Consider the following 16,845-nt stretch of genomic DNA (forward strand, 5'->3'; position numbering starts at 1 on the left):
CGGGGTCGCGTCGACGCCATGAGAAAGGGCCGCGAGTGCGGCCCTTGTCGTGGGTGCAGGCGCTCAGTGCGCCCCGCCGGCGTCCACGGACGGTCCGCCCCCGCCGGCGATCTTCGGCGGGCGCCTCGTGAACCAGATCGTGACGATCAGGAACAGGAACGTGATGGCCGAGCCGATGAAGACGTCGTCGGCGGCCCAGGTGAAGGCCTGGACGTCGACCAGCCGGTTGATGCTCGCGTACGCGCCGTTGCCCGCGATGCCGGCCTGGTTCAGCAACGTCGTCGCGCCGTTGAGCGCGTTGCCGTTCAGGCCCATCTGTTCGACCAGCCGCGCATGGTGCAGCGTGGCGCGGTTGTCCCACAGCGTCGTCGCGATCGACGTGCCCATCGCGCCGAACATGATCCGCACGAAGTTCGACAGGCCGGCGGCCGCGGGGATGCGTTCCGGCGGCAGGCCGGCCAGCGTCAGCGTCGTCAGCGGGATGAAGAAGAACGCCATCGCGCCGCCCTGGATCAGCGTCGGCAGCAGGATGGTGACGAAGTCGGTGTCGGACGTGAAGTTCGACCGCATCCACAGCACCAGCGAGAACAGGACGAACGCGCCGGTGGCCATCCAGCGCGGATCCCATTTCGCGACGTTGCGGCCGACGATGGGCGTCAGCAGGATCGCGAGCACGCCCACCGGCGCGAGCGCCATGCCTGCGTCGGTGGCGGTGTAGCCCATGTACTGCTGCAGCCACAGCGGCAGCAGCACGACGTTGCCGAAGAACAGGCCATAGGCGATGGCCAGCGTGGCCGCGCCGAACAGGAAGTTGCGTCGCGCGAAGAGCCGGATGTCGACCACCGGGTGGTCGTCGGTCAGCTCCCACGCGATGAACACCGCGAGCGCGATGACGACGATGACGGCCAGCGTGACGATGGTAGAGGAGTTGAACCAGTCCAGCTCCTTGCCCTTGTCCAGCATGATCTGCAGCGAGCCGACCCACAGCACGAGCATGGCCAGGCCGACGCCGTCGATGGGACGCTTGACGATGGGTGTCTCGCGCTTGTTGTAGATGCTCCACGTCACGCCCGCGGCGAAGATGCCGACGGGGATGTTGATGTAGAAGATCCAGGGCCACGTCCAGTTGTCCGTGATGTAGCCGCCCAGCAAGGGCCCGGCCACGGGCGCGACCAGCGTCGTCACGCCCCACAGCGCCAGCGCGGTGCCGGCCTTCGCGGGGGGATACGTCGACAGCAGCAGCGTCTGCGACAGCGGGATCATCGGCCCCGCGACGAAGCCCTGCAGCACGCGGAAGGCGATCAGCAGCTCGATCGACGGCGCCAGGCCGCACAGGATGGACGCGATCACGAACAGGATCACGCTCATCGTGAACAGGCGCACCGCGCCGAAGCGCTGCGTCAGCCAGCCGGTCAGCGGCACCGAGATCGCGTTGGCGACGCCGAAGCTCGTGATGACCCACGTGCCCTGCGAGATGCTCACGCCCAGGTCGCCCGAGATCGACGGCAGCGACACGTTGGCGATCGACGAGTCGAGCACGTTCATGAAGGTCGCCAGCGACAGCGACAACGTGCCCATCACGAGCGCCCCGCCCTTCAGGGGCGCGCGCGCCGCTGGTGCGGGAGAGCTCATGATTGCTTGTGGTGATGGTGCCTGGTTGCAGAAGCGACCTTGACCGACGAGGCCGCCGCCGTCGGCGCGGAGGCCGCCACCGGCGCGTCCTGCACCTTGATGCGGCCGCCGCCGTTGGCCGCGACGATGCGCGCGACTTCGGCGTCGGCGTCGTGCTGCAGCGAGTCGAACACGGTCGTCGAGGCGATGGCGCCCTGCGCCTGCGTGCGCGGCGTGTCGGACACCGAGCGGCCGCTCTCGTCGGCCACGTTGACGCTGACGTTCATCGACAGGCCCACGCGCAGGGGGTTTTGCGCGATCTCCTTCGGATCGAGCGAGATCCGCACCGGCACCCGCTGCACGACCTTGATCCAGTTGCCGGTGGCGTTCTGCGCCGGCAGCAGCGAGAACGCCGCGCCGGTGCCCGCGCCCAGGCCCTCGACCTTGCCGTGGAAGACCACGTGCTTGCCGTAGACGTCGGCCTCGAGCGTGGCGGGCTGGCCGATGCGCAGGCGCTCGAGCTGGCCTTCCTTGAAGTTGGCGTCGACCCAGGCGTTGTCCAGCGTGACGACCGACATCAGCGGCACGCCGGCCTGCACGCGCTGGCCGACCTGCACGCTGCGGCGCGCGACGGTGCCGCTGACGGGCGCGGGCACGTCGGCGCGCTGCACCGCGAGCCAGGCCTCGCGCACCTTGGCGGCGGCGCGCTGCACGTTCGGGTGCTCGGCGACGCTGGTGCCTTCGGTCTGCGTCTGGTTGGAGCTGAGCTGTTCCCTGGCGGCGTCGAGCGCGGACTTGGCCGCCGTGTACGCGCTCTTGGCCGAGGCCAGCGTGTCGGTCGCGTGGCTGAATTCTTCCTTGCCGACGGCGCCGCTCTGCACCAGCGGCTGGCGGCGCGTGACGTCGTCCTGCGCCTTGTCGAGATCGGCCTTCGCGCGCGTCGCGTCGGCGGCGCGGGCGTCGATCTGCGCCTGCAGCGTGGAGTTGTTGGCGAACAGGATGCGCGTCTCGCGCACCGTCGACGCGAGCGCGGCCTCGGCCTGGTCCAGCGCGACGCGCGCGTCGGCCGGATCGAGCTTGACCAGCAGCTGGCCGGCCTTGACGAAGTCGGTGTCGTCGGCGTTGATGGCCGTGACCGTGCCGCCGGCCTGCGCCGTGATCTGCACGACGTTGGCCTGCACGTAGGCGTTGTCGGTGGACTCGGAGTGGCGGCCCGTCATCCAGTAGTAGATGCCGTAGCCGCCGCCGATCACCAGCACGGCCACCGCGATCGCGGTCAGCGCGGTGCGGCGCTTGGGGTTGCCGGCCGGCGGCGTGGTGACGGGGGCGGCGTTGTCGTTGGCAGGTGCGTTCATGATCTTAGGCGGGCGTGAGGTTGTCGTTCTTGGCGGTCGTCGTCGGTGCGGACGCGGCGGCGGCCGGTGGTGTGGCGAGGGTGCCGGCGGTCCAGCCGCCGCCCAGGGCCTTCATCAGCTGGGCCTGGACGTCCAGCGCGCGGTATTCGAGGTCGACCTCGAGGCGGCGCTCGGACAGCATCTGCGTCTCGGCGTTGAGCACGATCAGCGCGTTGCCCAGGCCCTGGCCATAGCGCGACTGCGAGAAGTCGTAGCTGGCCGTCGAGGCCTCGAGCGCCTGGCGCTGCAGCGCGAGCTGGCGGCCGATGGAGGCCGCCGAGGTCGAGGCGTCGGCCGCCTCGCGCACGGCGTCGATCACCTGCTGGTTGTAGGCCTGGATCGCGGCGTCGCGGTCGGCGTTCTTGCCCTTCAACTGCGCGCGCAGCGTGCCGCCCTCGAAGATCGGCAGGTGGATCGCCGGGCCGAACGACCAGTTCTTGCTCGGGAGCTGCAGCAGCTTGTCGAGGTGGATCGCGTCCAGCCCGATGGCCGCCGAGAAGTTGATGTCCGGGTAGAACTGCGCACGCTGCGACGCCACTTCCTGGCCGGCCGCCTCGACGCGCGCCAGCGCGGCGGCGACGTCCGGACGGCGCGCGACCAGGTCGGCACCCAGCACCGGCGGTTGCGGCGAGACGTGCAGCTGGTCCAGCGTCGGCGCAAGCGTGGCGGTCGCATCCATCGGCTGCGCCGTGAGCGCGGCCAGCATGTGGCGCGTCAGGCCGATCTGCTCGTCGAGCGATTCGATCTGCGCGAGGGTGTCGGGCAACGCGCCCTCGCCCTGCTTCTGCTCGACGACGGTGTCGAGGCCCGCGCCCACGCGCTGCTTGATCAGCGTCAGCATCTGCGAGCGCTGGTCGTAGGTGCGCTGCGCGACGACGCGCTGGCTCTCGAGGCGCGCCAGCGAGAAATAGGTGCGCACGACCTGCGCCGCGAGCTGCTGCGCGGCGACGTTGGCGTCGGCCCTGGCGGCGCGCGCCTGGCCCAGCGCCGCGTCGAGCTCGTGCCGCGTGCGGCCGAACACGTCGGCGTCCCACGTGAGGCCCAGGCCGAGGTCGGACTGGTTGACGACGCTGCCGCCGTACGGCGGCGGGAAGATGCCGTTGCGCGAGAGCAGCTCGCGCGTGACGGAGCCGCTCGCCTGCACCTGCGGCAGCTCGGTGCCGTGCACGGCTTCGGCCACCGCCTGCGCGCGCGTCACGCGCGCCTGCGCGGCCGCGAGGTTGGGCGAGCCTTCGAGGGCCTTGGCCACGAGCGCGTCGAGCTGGGCGTCGCCGAACTGCTTCCACCATTGCGCGTCGACGGCGGTCGTCTGCTGGTCGGCCGGCAGGCCCATCGAGACGGCGGTCCGCTGCACGGCAGGCGCGCTCTGGTGGCCGAAGTCGGCGCAGCCGGCCAGCATCAGCACGGCGGCCGACGCCACGGCCAGCGCGACGGTGCCGGCGGAGAGCATGCGCGGCATGTCGAGGTCGAGGACGCGGTGCTGCGTCTGCTTGGCGACGCGCGAATCGCGCTGCGCCGGTTCACCGGTCTGCGGCGCCGCGCCGGCGCGACGGGGGCATTCTTGTTGTTGGTTGGCGGGCATGGGAGTCTTTCAGTCTGGGGTCGCTGAATTGTTGGCAGTGGCGGCGCGCAACGCGTCGCCATTGGCGCGCATGCGCTTGAGCATGCTCAGCAGCGCGCGCCACTCTTCCTTCGAGAAGCCGGCCAGGTGCAGGTTGAGCACCTCGGCGAGCACGGCGGGGACGACCGCCGCCACCTCGCGGCCGGCGTCGGTCAGTTCCAGGTTCACCACGCGCCGGTCCTCGCTCGAGCGCACGCGCGCGACCAGGCCCTTGGCCTCGAGGCGGTCCAGCGCGCGCGTCATCGCGCCCGGGTCGCTCTGCAGCGTGCGCGCCAGCTCGGCCACGGTCTGGCATTCGCCGTGGGCCAGCTTGAACAGCGGCACCCACTGGGCGTGCGTGAGATCGTGGTCGACCAGGCGGCGGTCGACCTGGTTCGTGATGGAGGCCATGACGCCCTTCATCACCGAGCCGACGCTCTCTTCCGTGGTGTAGGCCTCGGCGGAGTAGAAGTCGGCCCGCACGAGGGGATCGTTGGTGGATGACATGGGATGCGAATATACTTGCTTAGGCAGTCAATGCATCGACAATGATTGAATAGGCTTTTATTGTGTGGGGGAATACCCTTTGTCACGCCGGAAAAAGCCGCAGGTCAGAGCCACCCCGTAGACTGAACACCCATGACTACAGCTTCCGAACGCGCGAAGGCGGCGACTCCGCGCTCGCTGTCAGGCCTCCTCCCGTTCCTGCGCCCCTACCGTTGGCGCATCGTCGCGGCGATCGTGTTCCTGGTGGCCGCGTCGCTGACGACGCTGGCGTTCCCGGTCGCGCTGCGCAAGCTGATCGACGGCGGCCTGGGCGCGTCGTCCGCCGCCGGCGCCGGCTCGGCAGCCGCCAACGGCGAGCGCGTGATGGCGCTGCGCGACCACTTCCTCGCGCTGTTCGGCGTCGGCGTCGCGCTGGGCGTGTTCTCGGCGCTGCGCTTCTATTCGGTCACCTGGCTGGGCGAGCGCATCACGGCCGACCTGCGCAGTGCCGTCTACCGCCACGTCGTCCGGCAGAGCCCGGCCTTCTTCGAGACCAACGCCACCGGCGAGGTGCTGTCGCGCCTGACCACCGACACCACGCTGGTGCAGCAGGTCGTCGGCTCCAGCCTGTCGATGGGCCTGCGCAACGGCGTGATGGGCGTCGGCGCGATGGTGATGCTGATCGTCACCAACCCGTACGTGATGACGCAGGTCCTGGGGATCCTGATCCTCGTCGTCGCGCCGACCATGGTGTTCGGCCGCCGGGTGCGCAAGCTCAGCCGTGCCAGCCAGGATCGCGTCGCCGACTCCAGCGCGATCGCCGCCGAGGTGCTCAACGCGATTCCCGTCGTGCAGAGCTACACGCAGGAGGCGCGCGAGGCGGCGCGTTTCGAGGTGTCCACCGAGAACGCGTTCGACACGGCCAAGCGGCGCACGCGCATGCGCTCGTTCCTGGTCGCCTTCATCATCAGCGCGACCTTCGGCGCGTTGCTGTGGGGCCTTTATCAAGGCACGCAGGCGGTGCTTGGCGGCAAGATCACCGCGGGGCATCTCGGCGAGACGGTGGTCTACGTGATGCTGCTGGTCAGCAGCGTGGCGGTGCTGTCCGAAGTCTACGGCGACCTGCTGCGCGCCGCCGGCGCGACCGAGCGGCTGATGGAGCTGCTCGCCGCCGTGTCGCCGGTGACCGATCCCGCATCGCCGAAGCCGCTGCCGCCCACGCGCGCGGGCTCGGCGGTCGAACTCAGCCACGTGCAGTTCCACTACCCGTCGCGTCCGCTGCACGCGGCGCTCAGCGACTACACGCTGCGCGTGAGGCCGGGCGAGACCGTCGCGCTCGTGGGTCCCAGCGGCGCCGGCAAGAGCACGGTGTTCCAGCTGCTGCTGCGCTTCTACGACACCGGCGCCGGCGCCGTGATGGTGGACGGCGTCGACGTGCGCGCCACCGCGCTGCACGAGCTGCGCTCGCGCATCGGCATCGTGCCGCAGGACTCGACCGTGTTCTCGGCCAACGCGCTGGAGAACATCCGCTACGGACGGCCCGACGCCAGCGACGACGAGGTCAAGGCCGCGGCCCGCGCCGCCTTCGCCGAGGAGTTCATCCTGCGCCTGCCCGAGGGCTACGAGACCTTCCTCGGCGAGCGCGGCGTGCGCCTGTCCGGCGGCCAGCGCCAGCGCATCGCGATCGCGCGCGCGATGCTGAAGAATCCGCCGCTGCTGCTGCTCGACGAGGCCACCAGCGCGCTCGATGCCGAGAGCGAACGGATGGTTCAGGCGGCGCTCGAGGCCGCGATGGCCGACCGCACCACGCTGGTCATCGCGCACCGCCTGGCCACCGTCCAGAAGGCCGACCGCATCATCGTGATGGAACAAGGCCGCATCATCGAAGAGGGAAACCATCAGGAATTGATGCAGCGCGACGGCCTCTACGCCAAACTTGCCAGAATGCAGTTCCACACCGCTCCGCTCGATCCCTTCGCCGAGACGGCCGAATCGCAGGAAGCCTGATCTCACCCCGCCTGACGAATGACGACCCCACCCGAAGACGTCGACGCCTTGTTCGACGCGCCCGCTGCGCCGCCCGCGCCCGTCTTGCCGACCAATCCGATCCTCGGCGGCGCGCCATCGGCGGACGGCCGCAAGGAGCACCGGGTCAAGGTGTCCTGGCCGGCGCGCGTGCAGTTGCCCAGCGGGAAGGTGATCGAGCTGCGCGTGCGGGACTTGTCGGAAAGCGGCGTCGGCCTGCTGACCGAATTTCACATTCCGCCCAGCACGGTGCTGAATTTCGTCGTCGGCGTTCCCGGCCTGCACGAGCCGACGAAGATCACGCCCGTGACGGGCACGATCAAGACGACCTACGTCGTCGTGCAGGGCCGCGACCTGTGCTGCGGCGGCATGTGGGTGTCGCTGCCGGCCGAAGGCCGCGACATCCTCGACAAGTGGATCCGCCGCCTGCGCAAGTAGCCGCGGCGCGCAATGAAGAAGGCCGCCCGTGGGCGGCCTTTCTCGTTCAGGGCGCGTACAACGCCGCGCAGTGCCCGGGCTGCGCCGGGTTCCGCGCGATCGCCGCGCCCTTGGCCACGCACTGGCTCGCCGGCAGCGGCGCGCGCGTCTCGACATGCGCCACCAGCGCGTCGAAGGCCTCGTGCGCATGCGGCTCGATCAGCGCGAGCTGCGGGAACGTGTCCTGGAAGGTCTCGATGTGGTTGCCGTTCTGCACTTCGTAGAGCCGGTACGGCGCGTCGCGCTCGTCGTGGCGCGGCCCCTCGTCGCGCGACTGCGCCGACGCCACCTTGCGCGCATAGGCGCGTGCGTGGTGGTCGATCGGCAGCAGGCCGTCCATCGTGCCGGCCACCGTGACCAGCGGCCGCTGGATGCGCCCGGTCGTCTCGAACGCGGCGAGGTTGGCGCCGACATCGGACGCCGACAGCCGCGCCACGTAGTTGTAGGTGCCGGTGCCCGCGCCGTAGGTGTCGTAGGTCGGGTCGAGGCGCTTCTGCCACTGGCACTGCGTCACTTCCCAGAACTGGCCCCAGTAGCTCGTCCACAGCGACTGCGTCGGGCTGTTGACGATGTCGGGCGGATAGCCGGCCGCGCGGATGTTCTTCGCGGCGGTGCTGTTCGGGTCGAGCCCGCCGGCGGTGTAGTCGGGGAAGTTGAGCACGCCGGCCGGCAGGTCGGTCAGCAGGTTCGGCGCGTGCGGGTCGACGAAGGTGCCTTCCCAGTCGACGCCGCCGTCGAACAGCTCCGGCGCGGTCTCCATCGCGCGGCGCACCTGGTAGCCGCCGTTGGACGTGCCCACGGCGTAGGTGAAGCGCGGCAGGCGCCCGTAGTTGGAGACCAGGCCCTGGCGCGCGAGCTGCGCCGCCTTGAGCATGGTTTCCGTCCAGCGCGTGAACTGCTGGTTGGGGCCGTTGTCGAAGAAGTTGACGAACACCGGCGACACCGGATTGAGCCGGCACGCGAGCGGATCGGTCGCCGCCGACAGCTGCAGGTTGAGCACGCCCTTGTTCTGCGACGCGTACGCATAGCCCTTCTGCAGGACGTAGTCGCTCCACGCGAAGTCGCCGTTGAACTCGCTGCGCGTGCCCGACGCGCCGGCGACCACGAGGCGGCCGTTCCAGTCCTTGGGCAGGCGCAGGAGGAAGCGCGCCTGGCCGGTCGGGTCGGACGCGATGCGGGCATCGAGCTGCAGTCCCGGCACGACCTTGGTGATCGGATCGCGCTTGCCCGCGCTCGGCGCGATCGTCGCGCGGTCGGTCTGCGGCGTGAACGCGAACGGCGGCAGGCCGGCGATCGAATCGTTGGCCGGCGTGGTGGCGGGGTTGGTGGTGGTGAGGTCGGCACTGTCGACGCAGGTCGCATCGGCAAGCGCCGAGCCGAACTGCCGCAGCAGGTGGTCGCAGGCCGTGGAGGCACTGGCGGCGAGAGGCGTCAAACAGGCGAGCGCCAACAAGGGCGCCCGACGGCGCAGCGAGGTCGTCATCGGTCAGTCTCCTTTGGTTTTGCGGCAGGCGCCGCTCTCATGGCCCGCGAAGACTACTGCCGCACCGTGGCCGGCGCAATCGCACGAAGGCACCGTGCGTCAATTCACCTAAGTGGAATCCCGACTCCGTCGACGCGCCTCAGAACGTCGGCGGCGGCCCGGCCTTGCGGCTGTAGGCGGCGGTGCCGGTCGCACCCAGCACGCCGCCCACCACCAGCACGTAGCACAGCGACATCGTCGCCGCCACGCCATGCACGGCGACGAGCCCGGCCCCGGCCAGGACCAGCCCGACCGCGGCCAGCAGCGCCAGCGCCAGCAGCGGCGTCGCGACGAAGCGCGTGGCGGTGCCGCGCAGCGGGTCGAGGTCGCTGACGACCAGCAGGAACCAGCCCGCGATCGTCAGCAGCGGAAACAGGATCCACAGCGACAGCCCCGGCTCGGCCGCCACCAGCCCGAACGGCGCGGCGGCGAGTAGCGCGCCGGCGAGGATGCCCAATGCGGCGAGGAGGCCGCCTGCGAGTGCGATCATGGTGTTGGTCTCCCGAAGCTCAGACAGTGAGCATAGGTGCGGGCCGGCGATCGGGCAAGATCGATGACCCGACCTGCCTGGCCGGACGGAACTGCGCTGACGGCCTCCGAAGACGCCCGTTCCCGCGCGACCGCGAAACGTCGTCTGCGCCACCGCGTCCCGATGAGGTGGCGCTAGTGGCTAATCCTTATGCAATTCTGCGACTGTCGACAGGCCGCCTCGAAGCCTATATTCGGCCGACTCGCGCAGCGCTCGCGTTCCTGGTTTCCCATCGATAGAACCCGGCCCACACGGGTTTCCGGAGGGTGGAAGTTTCATCGACCAACCCCAGGAGACAAACCCATGAACCCGAAGAACTCGCGCGCGTTCGCGCTCGCGGCGCTGGCGTCGCTCGCCGGCCTCGGCGCGCAGGCGGCCACGTCGCTGCCGGCGCTCAACGTCGACAAGACGGCCATCAGCGTGTCCGGCCTGTCGTCCGGCGCCTTCATGGCCAACCAGCTCGGCTACGCGTACGCGTCCACCTTCATGGGCGTGGGCGTCTTCGCCGGCGGCCCATACATGTGCGCGGGCCACAGCAACTACACGGCCTGCATGTACAACGCGACGATCAGCAGCGGCCAGCTGAGCACGATGCAGACCGACCTCACCAACTGGAGCGGCAACAAGAACGACGCGCTGTCCAACGTCGCGCGCCAGAAGGTCTTCCTGTGGGTGGGCAGCAGCGACACCACCGTCGGCCCGAACCCGATGGCGGCCGTGAAGACGCAGTACGGCAACAACGGCGTGACGGCCGCCAACCTCAGCTTCAACGAGCTCTCCGGCGCCGCGCACACCTTCCCCACCGACTTCGCGGGCTCGGGCGACAACGCCTGCGGGACCGCCGCGTCGCCCTACATCAGCAACTGCAGCTACGACGGCGCGGGCGCGATGCTCAAGCAGTTCTACGGCACGCTCGCCGCCCGCAACAACGCGCCGGCGTCGGCCAACTACATCCAGTTCGACCAGACGCCCTACACCGCGGGCAACCCGGGCATGGCGTCCACCGGCTGGATCTACGTGCCAGCCGACTGCGCGTCCGGCACGCAGTGCAAGCTGCACGTCGCGCTGCACGGCTGCCTGCAGAACTACGCAACGGTCGGCGCCGACTTCATCCAGAACACGGGCTACACGCGCTGGGCCGACACCAACCACATCATCGTGCTGTTCCCGCAGACCCAGGTCGACAACACCAGCCGCGCCACGTCCGCCAGCGGCTCGCTGCCCAATCCGAACGGCTGCTGGGACTGGATCGGCTGGTACGGCACCAGCTTTGCGCAGAAGGCCGGCGTGCAGGCCACCGCGATCAAGGCGATGGTCGACCACGTCGCCTCCGGCACGGGCAGCGGCGGCGGTGGTGGCGGTGGCGGCGGCGCGCTGCCCGCGCCCACCGGCGTCGGGACTTCCGGCGCGACGAGCAGCTCGATGGTCGTCGCCTGGGGCGCGGTCAGCGGCGCGAGCGGCTACAACGTCTACCGCAACGGCGGCAAGGTCAACCCGGCCACGGTCAGCGCGACGAGCTACACCGACACCGGCCTCGCGCCGGCCACGACCTACTCGTGGACGGTCACCGACCTGAACAGCTCGGGCGTCGAGAGCGCCCCGTCGACCGCCGCCAGCGGCACCACGACCGGCACGGCGCCCACCTGCACCACCGCCAGCAACTATGCGCACGTGCAGGCCGGACGCGCGCACCAGTCGGGCGGCTACGCGTACGCCAACGGCTCCAACCAGAACATGGGCCTGTGGAACCTCTTCGTCACGACGACGCTCAAGATGACCGGGCCCAACTACTACGTGATCGGCACCTGCCCTTGAGCGCCGGCGGCGCGGCGACTCAGCCCCGCCGCGCCGCGTCGATCCTGGCGACGTCGATCTTCTGCATCGTCATCATCGCCTCGAACGCGCGCTTGGCGGCGGCGCGGTCGGGTCCGGACATCGCCTCGGTCAGCGTGCGCGGCGTGATCTGCCACGACAGGCCCCACTTGTCCTCGCACCAGCCGCAGTCCTTCTCCTTGCCGCCGTTGCCCACGATCGCGTTCCACAGGCGGTCGGTCTCGGCCTGGTCGTCGGTCGCGATCTGGAACGAGAACGCCTCGCTGTGCTTGAACATCGGGCCGCCGTTCAGGCCGATGCAGGGGATGCCGCAGACGACGAAGTCGACCACCAGCACCTGGCCTTCCTTGCCCGACGGAAAGTCGCCGGGCGCGCGATGCACGGCACCGACGCTGCTGTCGGGAAAGGTCTTCGCGTAGAACTGCGCGGCACCGAGGGCGTCGTTGTCATACCAGACACAGATCGTGTTCTTCGGGATCATGAAGGCGCTCCGAGATTGAAGGATGCGCGCATCCTACGCGCGCGATCTCGCGGCGCGACTCCGGGATTTCACGTCGAGCGCAGCAGCGCTATCTCGCGCCCAGGCCCAGCAGTTCGCGCGCTCGAGCAGGCGAGGCGATGGGTCGCCCCGCGCGCTGCGCGCACGCCGCCAGCGCCTCGATCATCGCGCCGTTGCCGCTCGCGCGCTCGCCGCCCGGCAGGTAGAAGCTGTCCTCGAGGCCGGTGCGCAGCATGCCGCCGAGCTCGGCCGTCTTCTGGTGCACCGGCCAGATCTCCTCGCGGCCGATCAGCGTCGCCTGCCACACCGCGCCCGGTGCGATCCAGCGCGGCAGCAGCGCCAGCAGGTCGGCGTCGCAGGGCATGCCCGACGCCACGCCCATCACCAGGTTGTACTCGGGCGTGCCCATGGTCGGCTTGAACATGCCCGACTTCAGGTACATGCCGACGGAGCGCACGATGCCCACGTCGAAGCACTCGAACTCCGGATGTGCGCCCGCGGCCTCCATGGCGTCGAGGAACTGCTGCACCTTGGCCACGGGGTTGTCGAACACCATCGGCGGCCAGGCCCAGCGGCCGTCCGAGCGCAGCTTGAGGTAGTTGAGGCTGCCGGCGTTGCAGGCGGCGATCTCGGGCTTCACGCGCGCGATGCAGGCCACGGGGCCGCTGATGTCCTTGCCGATGACGCCGGTCGTCAGGTTGATGATCACGCCCGGGCACGCCGCGCGGATCGCGTCGCAGACCTCGGCCGCGACCTCCGGATCCCACGACGGCAGGTGGCCCTGCCCGTCCTCCTGCCGGCGGATGTGCACGTGCATGATGGAAGCGCCCGCGTTGAACGCGTCGCGCGCCTCGGCGGCCATCTGCGCGGCGGTGACGGGCACCGGGTGCTGCGCCGGATCGGTCAGCACGCCGGTCAGCGCGCAGGTCAGGATCGCTTCGTTCATGTCGTCTCCCTGGCGTCGAGATCGAGCTCGACCAGCACCGCGCCCGAGGCCACCGTGTCGCGCGGCACGACGCGCACCGCGCTGACGACGCCGTCGGCCGCGGCGTTGAGCCACATCTCCATCTTCATTGCCTCGACGCAGACAAGCGGCTGTCCCGCGACCACGCGCTGTCCGACCTCGACGGCCAACTGCGCGACGACGCCCGCGACCGGCGCACGCGCCACGCGCGCCGCGGTGCTCGCGTCGGGCTGCGGGAACGGCGACGGCTCCTCGAACACGTGCACCGCGGCGTCGCGCGCGAGGTGCACGCGCCGGCCGTCGTCGACGAGCAGGCACTGGCGCCGCACGCCGTCGATGTCGACCGCGCGCCAGCCGTCGGCATCGGGCGCGTGCAGCACGACGTCGACGTCGCGCCCGCCCTCGCTCACGCGCGTGCCCGCGACCGCCAGCGCGCGCGTCACGCCCGCGCAGGCGAGCGTGATGCGGCGCGAGGCGACGCTCAGTGCGACCGGCCCGCTGGTCGGTGCGTCGCCCGGCGCGCGCATGCGCAGCGCGGCGACGATGGCCCAGTCCGCGTCGTCGGGCACGGGCGCCACGTTGATCGCCTCGCCCTGCGCGGCCCAGTCGTCGAGCCGCCTTGTCGTGACGGCGCCGGCGACGAATTCGGGATGCCGCAGCAGGTCGCACAGGTAGCGGCCGTTGGTGCGCAGGCCCAGCAACGGCACGGCCTCCAGCGCGGCGCCGAGGCGGCGCAGCGCGTCGGCGCGGTCGCGGCCGTGCACGATCAGCTTGGCCACCATCGCGTCGTAGAACGGCGAGACGGCGCCGCCTTCGGCGATGCCGTCGTCGATGCGTGCGCCCTCGCGTGACGCGCGCGCGGGACGCCAATGGGCGATGCGGCCCGCCTGCGGCGCGAAGTGCTCGTACGGATCCTCGGCATACAGGCGCGCCTCGACGGCGTGGCCGGCCCAGCGGATCTCGTCCTGGCGCAGCGGCAAGGGCTCGCCCGCGGCGACTCGCAGCTGCCACTCGACGAGATCGAGGCCGGTCACGCACTCGGTGACGGGATGCTCGACCTGCAGCCGCGTGTTCATCTCGAGGAAGAAATGGCGGCGCTGCGCGTCGACGATGAACTCGATCGTGCCCGCGCCGACGTAGCCCACCGCCTTCGCCGCGGCCACCGCATCGCGCCCCATCGCCTCGCGCATCGCGGCGTCGACGAAGGGCGACGGCGACTCCTCGATCACCTTCTGGCGCCGCCGCTGCGCGCTGCAGTCGCGCTCGCCGAGATGGACGACGTTGCCGCGCGTGTCGGCGAACACCTGGATCTCGATGTGGCGGCCGTCGGTGACGAGGCGTTCCAGCATCAGCGTGCCGTCGCCGAACGCCGACGCCGCCTCGCGCCGCGCGCCGGCCAGCGCATCGGCGAGTTCGTTCTGCGCATGCACGAGCCGCATGCCGCGGCCGCCGCCGCCGGCCACGGCCTTCACCAGCAGCGGATACCCCAGCACGTTGGCCTGCTCGGTCAACGCCGCATCGGACTGGTCGTCGCCGAGATAGCCCGGCACGCAGGGGACGCCCGCCGCGAGCATGCGTCGCTTCGCGCCCGCCTTGTCGCCCATCGCGGCGATCGCCGACGCGGGCGGCCCGATGAAGACGAGTCCGGCATCGGCACAGGCCTGCGCGAAGTCGGCGCGTTCGGACAGGAAGCCGTAGCCCGGATGCACCGCATCGGCGCCGGTGCGCTTGCAGGCATCGAGGATCGCGTCGACTCGGAGGTAGGACTCCGTCGCCGTCTGGCCGTCCAACGCCACGGCCTCGTCGGCCAGCGCGACGTGCGGCGACGCGGCATCGGGCTCGCTGAACACGGCGACCGTTCGATAGCCCATCGCGCGCGCCGTGCGGATCACACGACACGCGATCTCGCCGCGGTTGGCGACCAGGATCTTGTTCATTGCGGCGCCCACGACGGCGAACGCTTCTGCAGGAAGGCCGTCATGCCCTCGACGCCCTCGGGCCCACGCGCGGCCCGCGCGAACAGGCGCGCGGCATCCTCGATCAGGTCGGCCGCGGGCGTGTGCAGCGCCTGCGCCATCAAGGCCTTGGTCGCGGCGATCGCGCCAGGCGCGCAGCGCAGCACCTGCGCGAGCGTCGCGGCCAGCGCGGCGTCGAGCGCGGCGCCGTCCTCATGCACCTCGTGCACCAGGCCGATCGCCAGCGCCTGCGCGGCGTCGAGCCTGCTGCCTGTCACCGCGAGGCGGCGCGCCTGCGACCCGCCGACCCGCTCGACGAGAAAGGCCGCGATCTGCGCGGGAACGATGCCCAGCGAGGTCTCGGGCAGCCGCAGCTGCGCGCCCTGCCCGGCCAGCGCGACGTCGACGACGCAGGCCAGCCCCAGGCCGCCGCCCATCACCGTGCCTTCGAGCACCGCGATGGTCGCGAGGCCCGTGCGCGCGAACGCGCCGCACAGCTGGCCGAAACGCGCATTGACGGCGGCGATGGCGTCGCTGTCGCCGGCGAGCTCGCGCTGGCGGGCCTGCGCCATGTCCTGCAGGTCGGCCCCGGCGCAGAAGTGTCCGCCGGCGCCGCGCAGCACGATCGCGCGCACGTCGCCCGAGGCTTCCGCATCTGCCAGCACCGCACGCAGCTCGTCGACCATCCGCAGCGACATTGCGTTGCGCTGCGCCGGCCGGTTCAGCGTCACGTGCAGCACGCCGCCCCGCGACGCGACTGCGAGCGTCGCGTCGTCCATCAATGGCCACCCTTCGGCAGCGTGCCCTCGAGCTTGCAGATGATGCCCAGCATCACCTCGTCGGCGCCGCCGCCGATCGAGATCAGGCGCGAGTCGCGGTAGGCCTGCGAGATCGGGTTGTCGCGCGTGAAGCCCATGCCGCCCCAGAACTGCAGGCAGCTGTCGGCGACCTCGCGGCTCAGGCGCCCGCACTTGAGCTTGGCCATCGACGCCAGCTTGGTGACGTCCTTGCCCGACACGTATTGCTCGCAGCAGTCGTAGGTCAGCGCGCGCAGCGCGGCCACCTCGGTGCGCAGTTCGGCGAGGCGGAAGTGCACCACCTGGTTGTCGAGGATGCTCTTGCCGAAGGCCTTGCGCTCGCGCGTGTACTCGATGGTCAGGTCGATCAGGCGGTCGAGGCTGCGCAGCGACGAGGCCGCGCCCCACATGCGCTCCTCCTGGAACTGCATCATCTGGAACGCGAAGCCCATGCCCTCCTGGCCGATCAGGTAGCGCTGCGGCACGCGCACGCCGTCGAAGAACAGCAGCGCGGTGTCGGACGAGTCCATGCCGATCTTGTGGATCTTCTGCTTGGTGATCCCGGGCAGGTTCATCGGCACGATGATCAAGCTCTTGTTCTTGTGCGCCTGGCCGTCGGACGTGTTGGCCAGCAGGCAGCACCAGTCGGCCTGCAGTCCGTTGGTGATCCACATCTTGCTGCCGTCGATGATGTAGTCGTCGCCGTGCTTGCGCGCGGTGGTCTTGACGGCCGCGACGTCCGAGCCGCCGCCCGGCTCGCTCACGCCCAGGCAGCCGACGACGTCGCCCGCGATCGACGGCACCAGGAACTCGCGGCGCAGCTCGTCGGAGCCGAAGCGGGCCAGCGCGGGCGTGCACATGTCGGTGTGCACGCCGATGGACATCGGCACCCCGCCGCAGCCGCAGTTGCCGAGCGCCTCGGCCATCACCATCGAGTAGCTGAAGTCCAGGCCGGCGCCGCCGAATTCCTCGGGGTATTTCAGTCCGAGCAGGCCGAGGCCGCCCAGCTTCTTCATCACCTCATGCGCCGGGTATTGCTCGTCGGCCTCCCACTTCGGCACGAAGGGGTTCAGCTCCTTCTCGACGAAGCGGGTGACGGTCTCGGACAGGGCCTTGTGTTCGGTCGTGAATTTCATGGTTGTCTCGTTGATGT

Annotated in this window: 14 protein-coding genes; 3 read left to right on the top strand and 11 right to left on the bottom strand. The window is 70.5% G+C overall.

The window, feature by feature from the left end; all coding sequences use genetic code 11:
• Positions 1-63: 63 nt before the first annotated feature.
• From LPC04_RS23030 to LPC04_RS23045, 4 genes are read right to left on the bottom strand one after another with little or no spacing between them, the layout of a single operon-like run.
• On the bottom strand, positions 64-1,632 hold the full coding sequence (locus LPC04_RS23030) for a DHA2 family efflux MFS transporter permease subunit (protein WP_275684645.1): 1,569 nt from the start codon (positions 1,630-1,632) through the stop codon (positions 64-66).
• Positions 1,629-2,966, bottom strand: coding sequence for an HlyD/EmrA/EmrK family protein (locus LPC04_RS23035; RefSeq protein WP_275684646.1), 1,338 nt, complete (start codon positions 2,964-2,966; stop codon positions 1,629-1,631). Before LPC04_RS23035 ends, LPC04_RS23030 begins: the two co-directional genes overlap by 4 nt.
• Positions 2,967-2,970: 4 nt before the next feature.
• A complete protein-coding gene (locus LPC04_RS23040; protein ID WP_275684647.1) occupies positions 2,971-4,587 on the bottom strand; it encodes an efflux transporter outer membrane subunit in 1,617 nt (538 codons plus the stop codon).
• A gap of 9 nt (positions 4,588-4,596) precedes the next feature.
• A complete protein-coding gene (locus LPC04_RS23045; RefSeq protein ID WP_275684648.1) occupies positions 4,597-5,112 on the bottom strand; it encodes a MarR family winged helix-turn-helix transcriptional regulator in 516 nt (171 codons plus the stop codon).
• Positions 5,113-5,244: 132 nt separating this feature from the next.
• Between LPC04_RS23045 and LPC04_RS23050 the strand changes: the two genes are divergently transcribed.
• Together LPC04_RS23050 and LPC04_RS23055 are read left to right on the top strand one after the other, a co-directional pair.
• Positions 5,245-7,098 carry an ABC transporter transmembrane domain-containing protein gene (locus LPC04_RS23050; protein WP_275684649.1) on the top strand — a complete coding sequence of 618 codons (1,854 nt, stop codon included), beginning with the start codon at positions 5,245-5,247 and terminating at the stop codon, positions 7,096-7,098.
• Positions 7,099-7,116: 18 nt separating this feature from the next.
• Positions 7,117-7,554, top strand: a complete 438-nt coding sequence (locus LPC04_RS23055; RefSeq protein WP_275684650.1) for a PilZ domain-containing protein — start codon at positions 7,117-7,119, stop codon at positions 7,552-7,554.
• Positions 7,555-7,600: 46 nt separating this feature from the next.
• Here LPC04_RS23055 and LPC04_RS23060 read toward each other — a convergent pair whose 3' ends face one another.
• Both LPC04_RS23060 and LPC04_RS23065 read right to left on the bottom strand, forming a co-directional pair.
• On the bottom strand, positions 7,601-9,076 hold the full coding sequence (locus LPC04_RS23060) for a 3-hydroxybutyrate oligomer hydrolase family protein (protein WP_275684651.1): 1,476 nt from the start codon (positions 9,074-9,076) through the stop codon (positions 7,601-7,603).
• Between the two features lie 139 nt (positions 9,077-9,215).
• On the bottom strand, positions 9,216-9,605 hold the full coding sequence (locus LPC04_RS23065; protein ID WP_275684652.1) for a hypothetical protein: 390 nt from the start codon (positions 9,603-9,605) through the stop codon (positions 9,216-9,218).
• Between the two features lie 342 nt (positions 9,606-9,947).
• Between LPC04_RS23065 and LPC04_RS23070 the strand changes: the two genes are divergently transcribed.
• Positions 9,948-11,459 carry an extracellular catalytic domain type 2 short-chain-length polyhydroxyalkanoate depolymerase gene (locus LPC04_RS23070; protein WP_275684653.1) on the top strand — a complete coding sequence of 504 codons (1,512 nt, stop codon included), beginning with the start codon at positions 9,948-9,950 and terminating at the stop codon, positions 11,457-11,459.
• A gap of 19 nt (positions 11,460-11,478) precedes the next feature.
• Here LPC04_RS23070 and LPC04_RS23075 read toward each other — a convergent pair whose 3' ends face one another.
• From LPC04_RS23075 to LPC04_RS23095, 5 genes are all read right to left on the bottom strand, one after another.
• Positions 11,479-11,958, bottom strand: coding sequence for a VOC family protein (locus LPC04_RS23075; protein WP_275684654.1), 480 nt, complete (start codon positions 11,956-11,958; stop codon positions 11,479-11,481).
• An 88-nt stretch (positions 11,959-12,046) separates the two neighbouring features.
• Positions 12,047-12,922, bottom strand: coding sequence for a beta-keto acid cleavage family enzyme (locus LPC04_RS23080; RefSeq protein ID WP_275684655.1), 876 nt, complete (start codon positions 12,920-12,922; stop codon positions 12,047-12,049).
• Positions 12,919-14,877: an acetyl/propionyl/methylcrotonyl-CoA carboxylase subunit alpha gene (locus LPC04_RS23085; protein WP_275684656.1), complete on the bottom strand. Its 1,959-nt coding sequence runs from the start codon at positions 14,875-14,877 to the stop codon at positions 12,919-12,921. The genes LPC04_RS23080 and LPC04_RS23085 overlap by 4 nt, the downstream gene beginning before the upstream one ends.
• Positions 14,874-15,674 (bottom strand): enoyl-CoA hydratase/isomerase family protein, encoded by an 801-nt coding sequence (locus LPC04_RS23090; RefSeq protein ID WP_275684657.1) that lies wholly within the window; start codon positions 15,672-15,674, stop codon positions 14,874-14,876. Before LPC04_RS23090 ends, LPC04_RS23085 begins: the two co-directional genes overlap by 4 nt.
• Complete coding sequence (locus LPC04_RS23095) at positions 15,674-16,828, bottom strand: acyl-CoA dehydrogenase family protein (RefSeq protein WP_275684658.1); 1,155 nt, start codon at positions 16,826-16,828, stop codon at positions 15,674-15,676. The genes LPC04_RS23090 and LPC04_RS23095 overlap by 1 nt, the downstream gene beginning before the upstream one ends.
• Between the last annotated feature and the right edge of the window lie 17 nt (positions 16,829-16,845).

This window comes from Scleromatobacter humisilvae (assembly GCF_023231945.1).
GTDB classification, from domain to species: Bacteria; Pseudomonadota; Gammaproteobacteria; order Burkholderiales; family Burkholderiaceae_C; genus Scleromatobacter; species Scleromatobacter humisilvae.

Excerpts from the sequence above, each read along its gene's own strand:
- LPC04_RS23055 (WP_275684650.1), top strand. The coding sequence starts at position 7,117 with ATGACGACCCCACCCGAAGACGTCGACGCCTTGTTCGACGCGCCCGCT.
- LPC04_RS23030 (WP_275684645.1), bottom strand. The coding sequence starts at position 1,632 with ATGAGCTCTCCCGCACCAGCGGCGCGCGCGCCCCTGAAGGGCGGGGCG.
- LPC04_RS23085 (WP_275684656.1), bottom strand. The coding sequence starts at position 14,877 with ATGAACAAGATCCTGGTCGCCAACCGCGGCGAGATCGCGTGTCGTGTG.
- LPC04_RS23065 (WP_275684652.1), bottom strand. The coding sequence starts at position 9,605 with ATGATCGCACTCGCAGGCGGCCTCCTCGCCGCATTGGGCATCCTCGCC.
- LPC04_RS23040 (WP_275684647.1), bottom strand. The coding sequence starts at position 4,587 with ATGCCCGCCAACCAACAACAAGAATGCCCCCGTCGCGCCGGCGCGGCG.
- LPC04_RS23090 (WP_275684657.1), bottom strand. The coding sequence starts at position 15,674 with ATGGACGACGCGACGCTCGCAGTCGCGTCGCGGGGCGGCGTGCTGCAC.
- LPC04_RS23075 (WP_275684654.1), bottom strand. The coding sequence starts at position 11,958 with ATGATCCCGAAGAACACGATCTGTGTCTGGTATGACAACGACGCCCTC.
- LPC04_RS23095 (WP_275684658.1), bottom strand. The coding sequence starts at position 16,828 with ATGAAATTCACGACCGAACACAAGGCCCTGTCCGAGACCGTCACCCGC.
- LPC04_RS23045 (WP_275684648.1), bottom strand. The coding sequence starts at position 5,112 with ATGTCATCCACCAACGATCCCCTCGTGCGGGCCGACTTCTACTCCGCC.
- LPC04_RS23060 (WP_275684651.1), bottom strand. The coding sequence starts at position 9,076 with ATGACGACCTCGCTGCGCCGTCGGGCGCCCTTGTTGGCGCTCGCCTGT.
- LPC04_RS23050 (WP_275684649.1), top strand. The coding sequence starts at position 5,245 with ATGACTACAGCTTCCGAACGCGCGAAGGCGGCGACTCCGCGCTCGCTG.
- LPC04_RS23035 (WP_275684646.1), bottom strand. The coding sequence starts at position 2,966 with ATGAACGCACCTGCCAACGACAACGCCGCCCCCGTCACCACGCCGCCG.
- LPC04_RS23080 (WP_275684655.1), bottom strand. The coding sequence starts at position 12,922 with ATGAACGAAGCGATCCTGACCTGCGCGCTGACCGGCGTGCTGACCGAT.
- LPC04_RS23070 (WP_275684653.1), top strand. The coding sequence starts at position 9,948 with ATGAACCCGAAGAACTCGCGCGCGTTCGCGCTCGCGGCGCTGGCGTCG.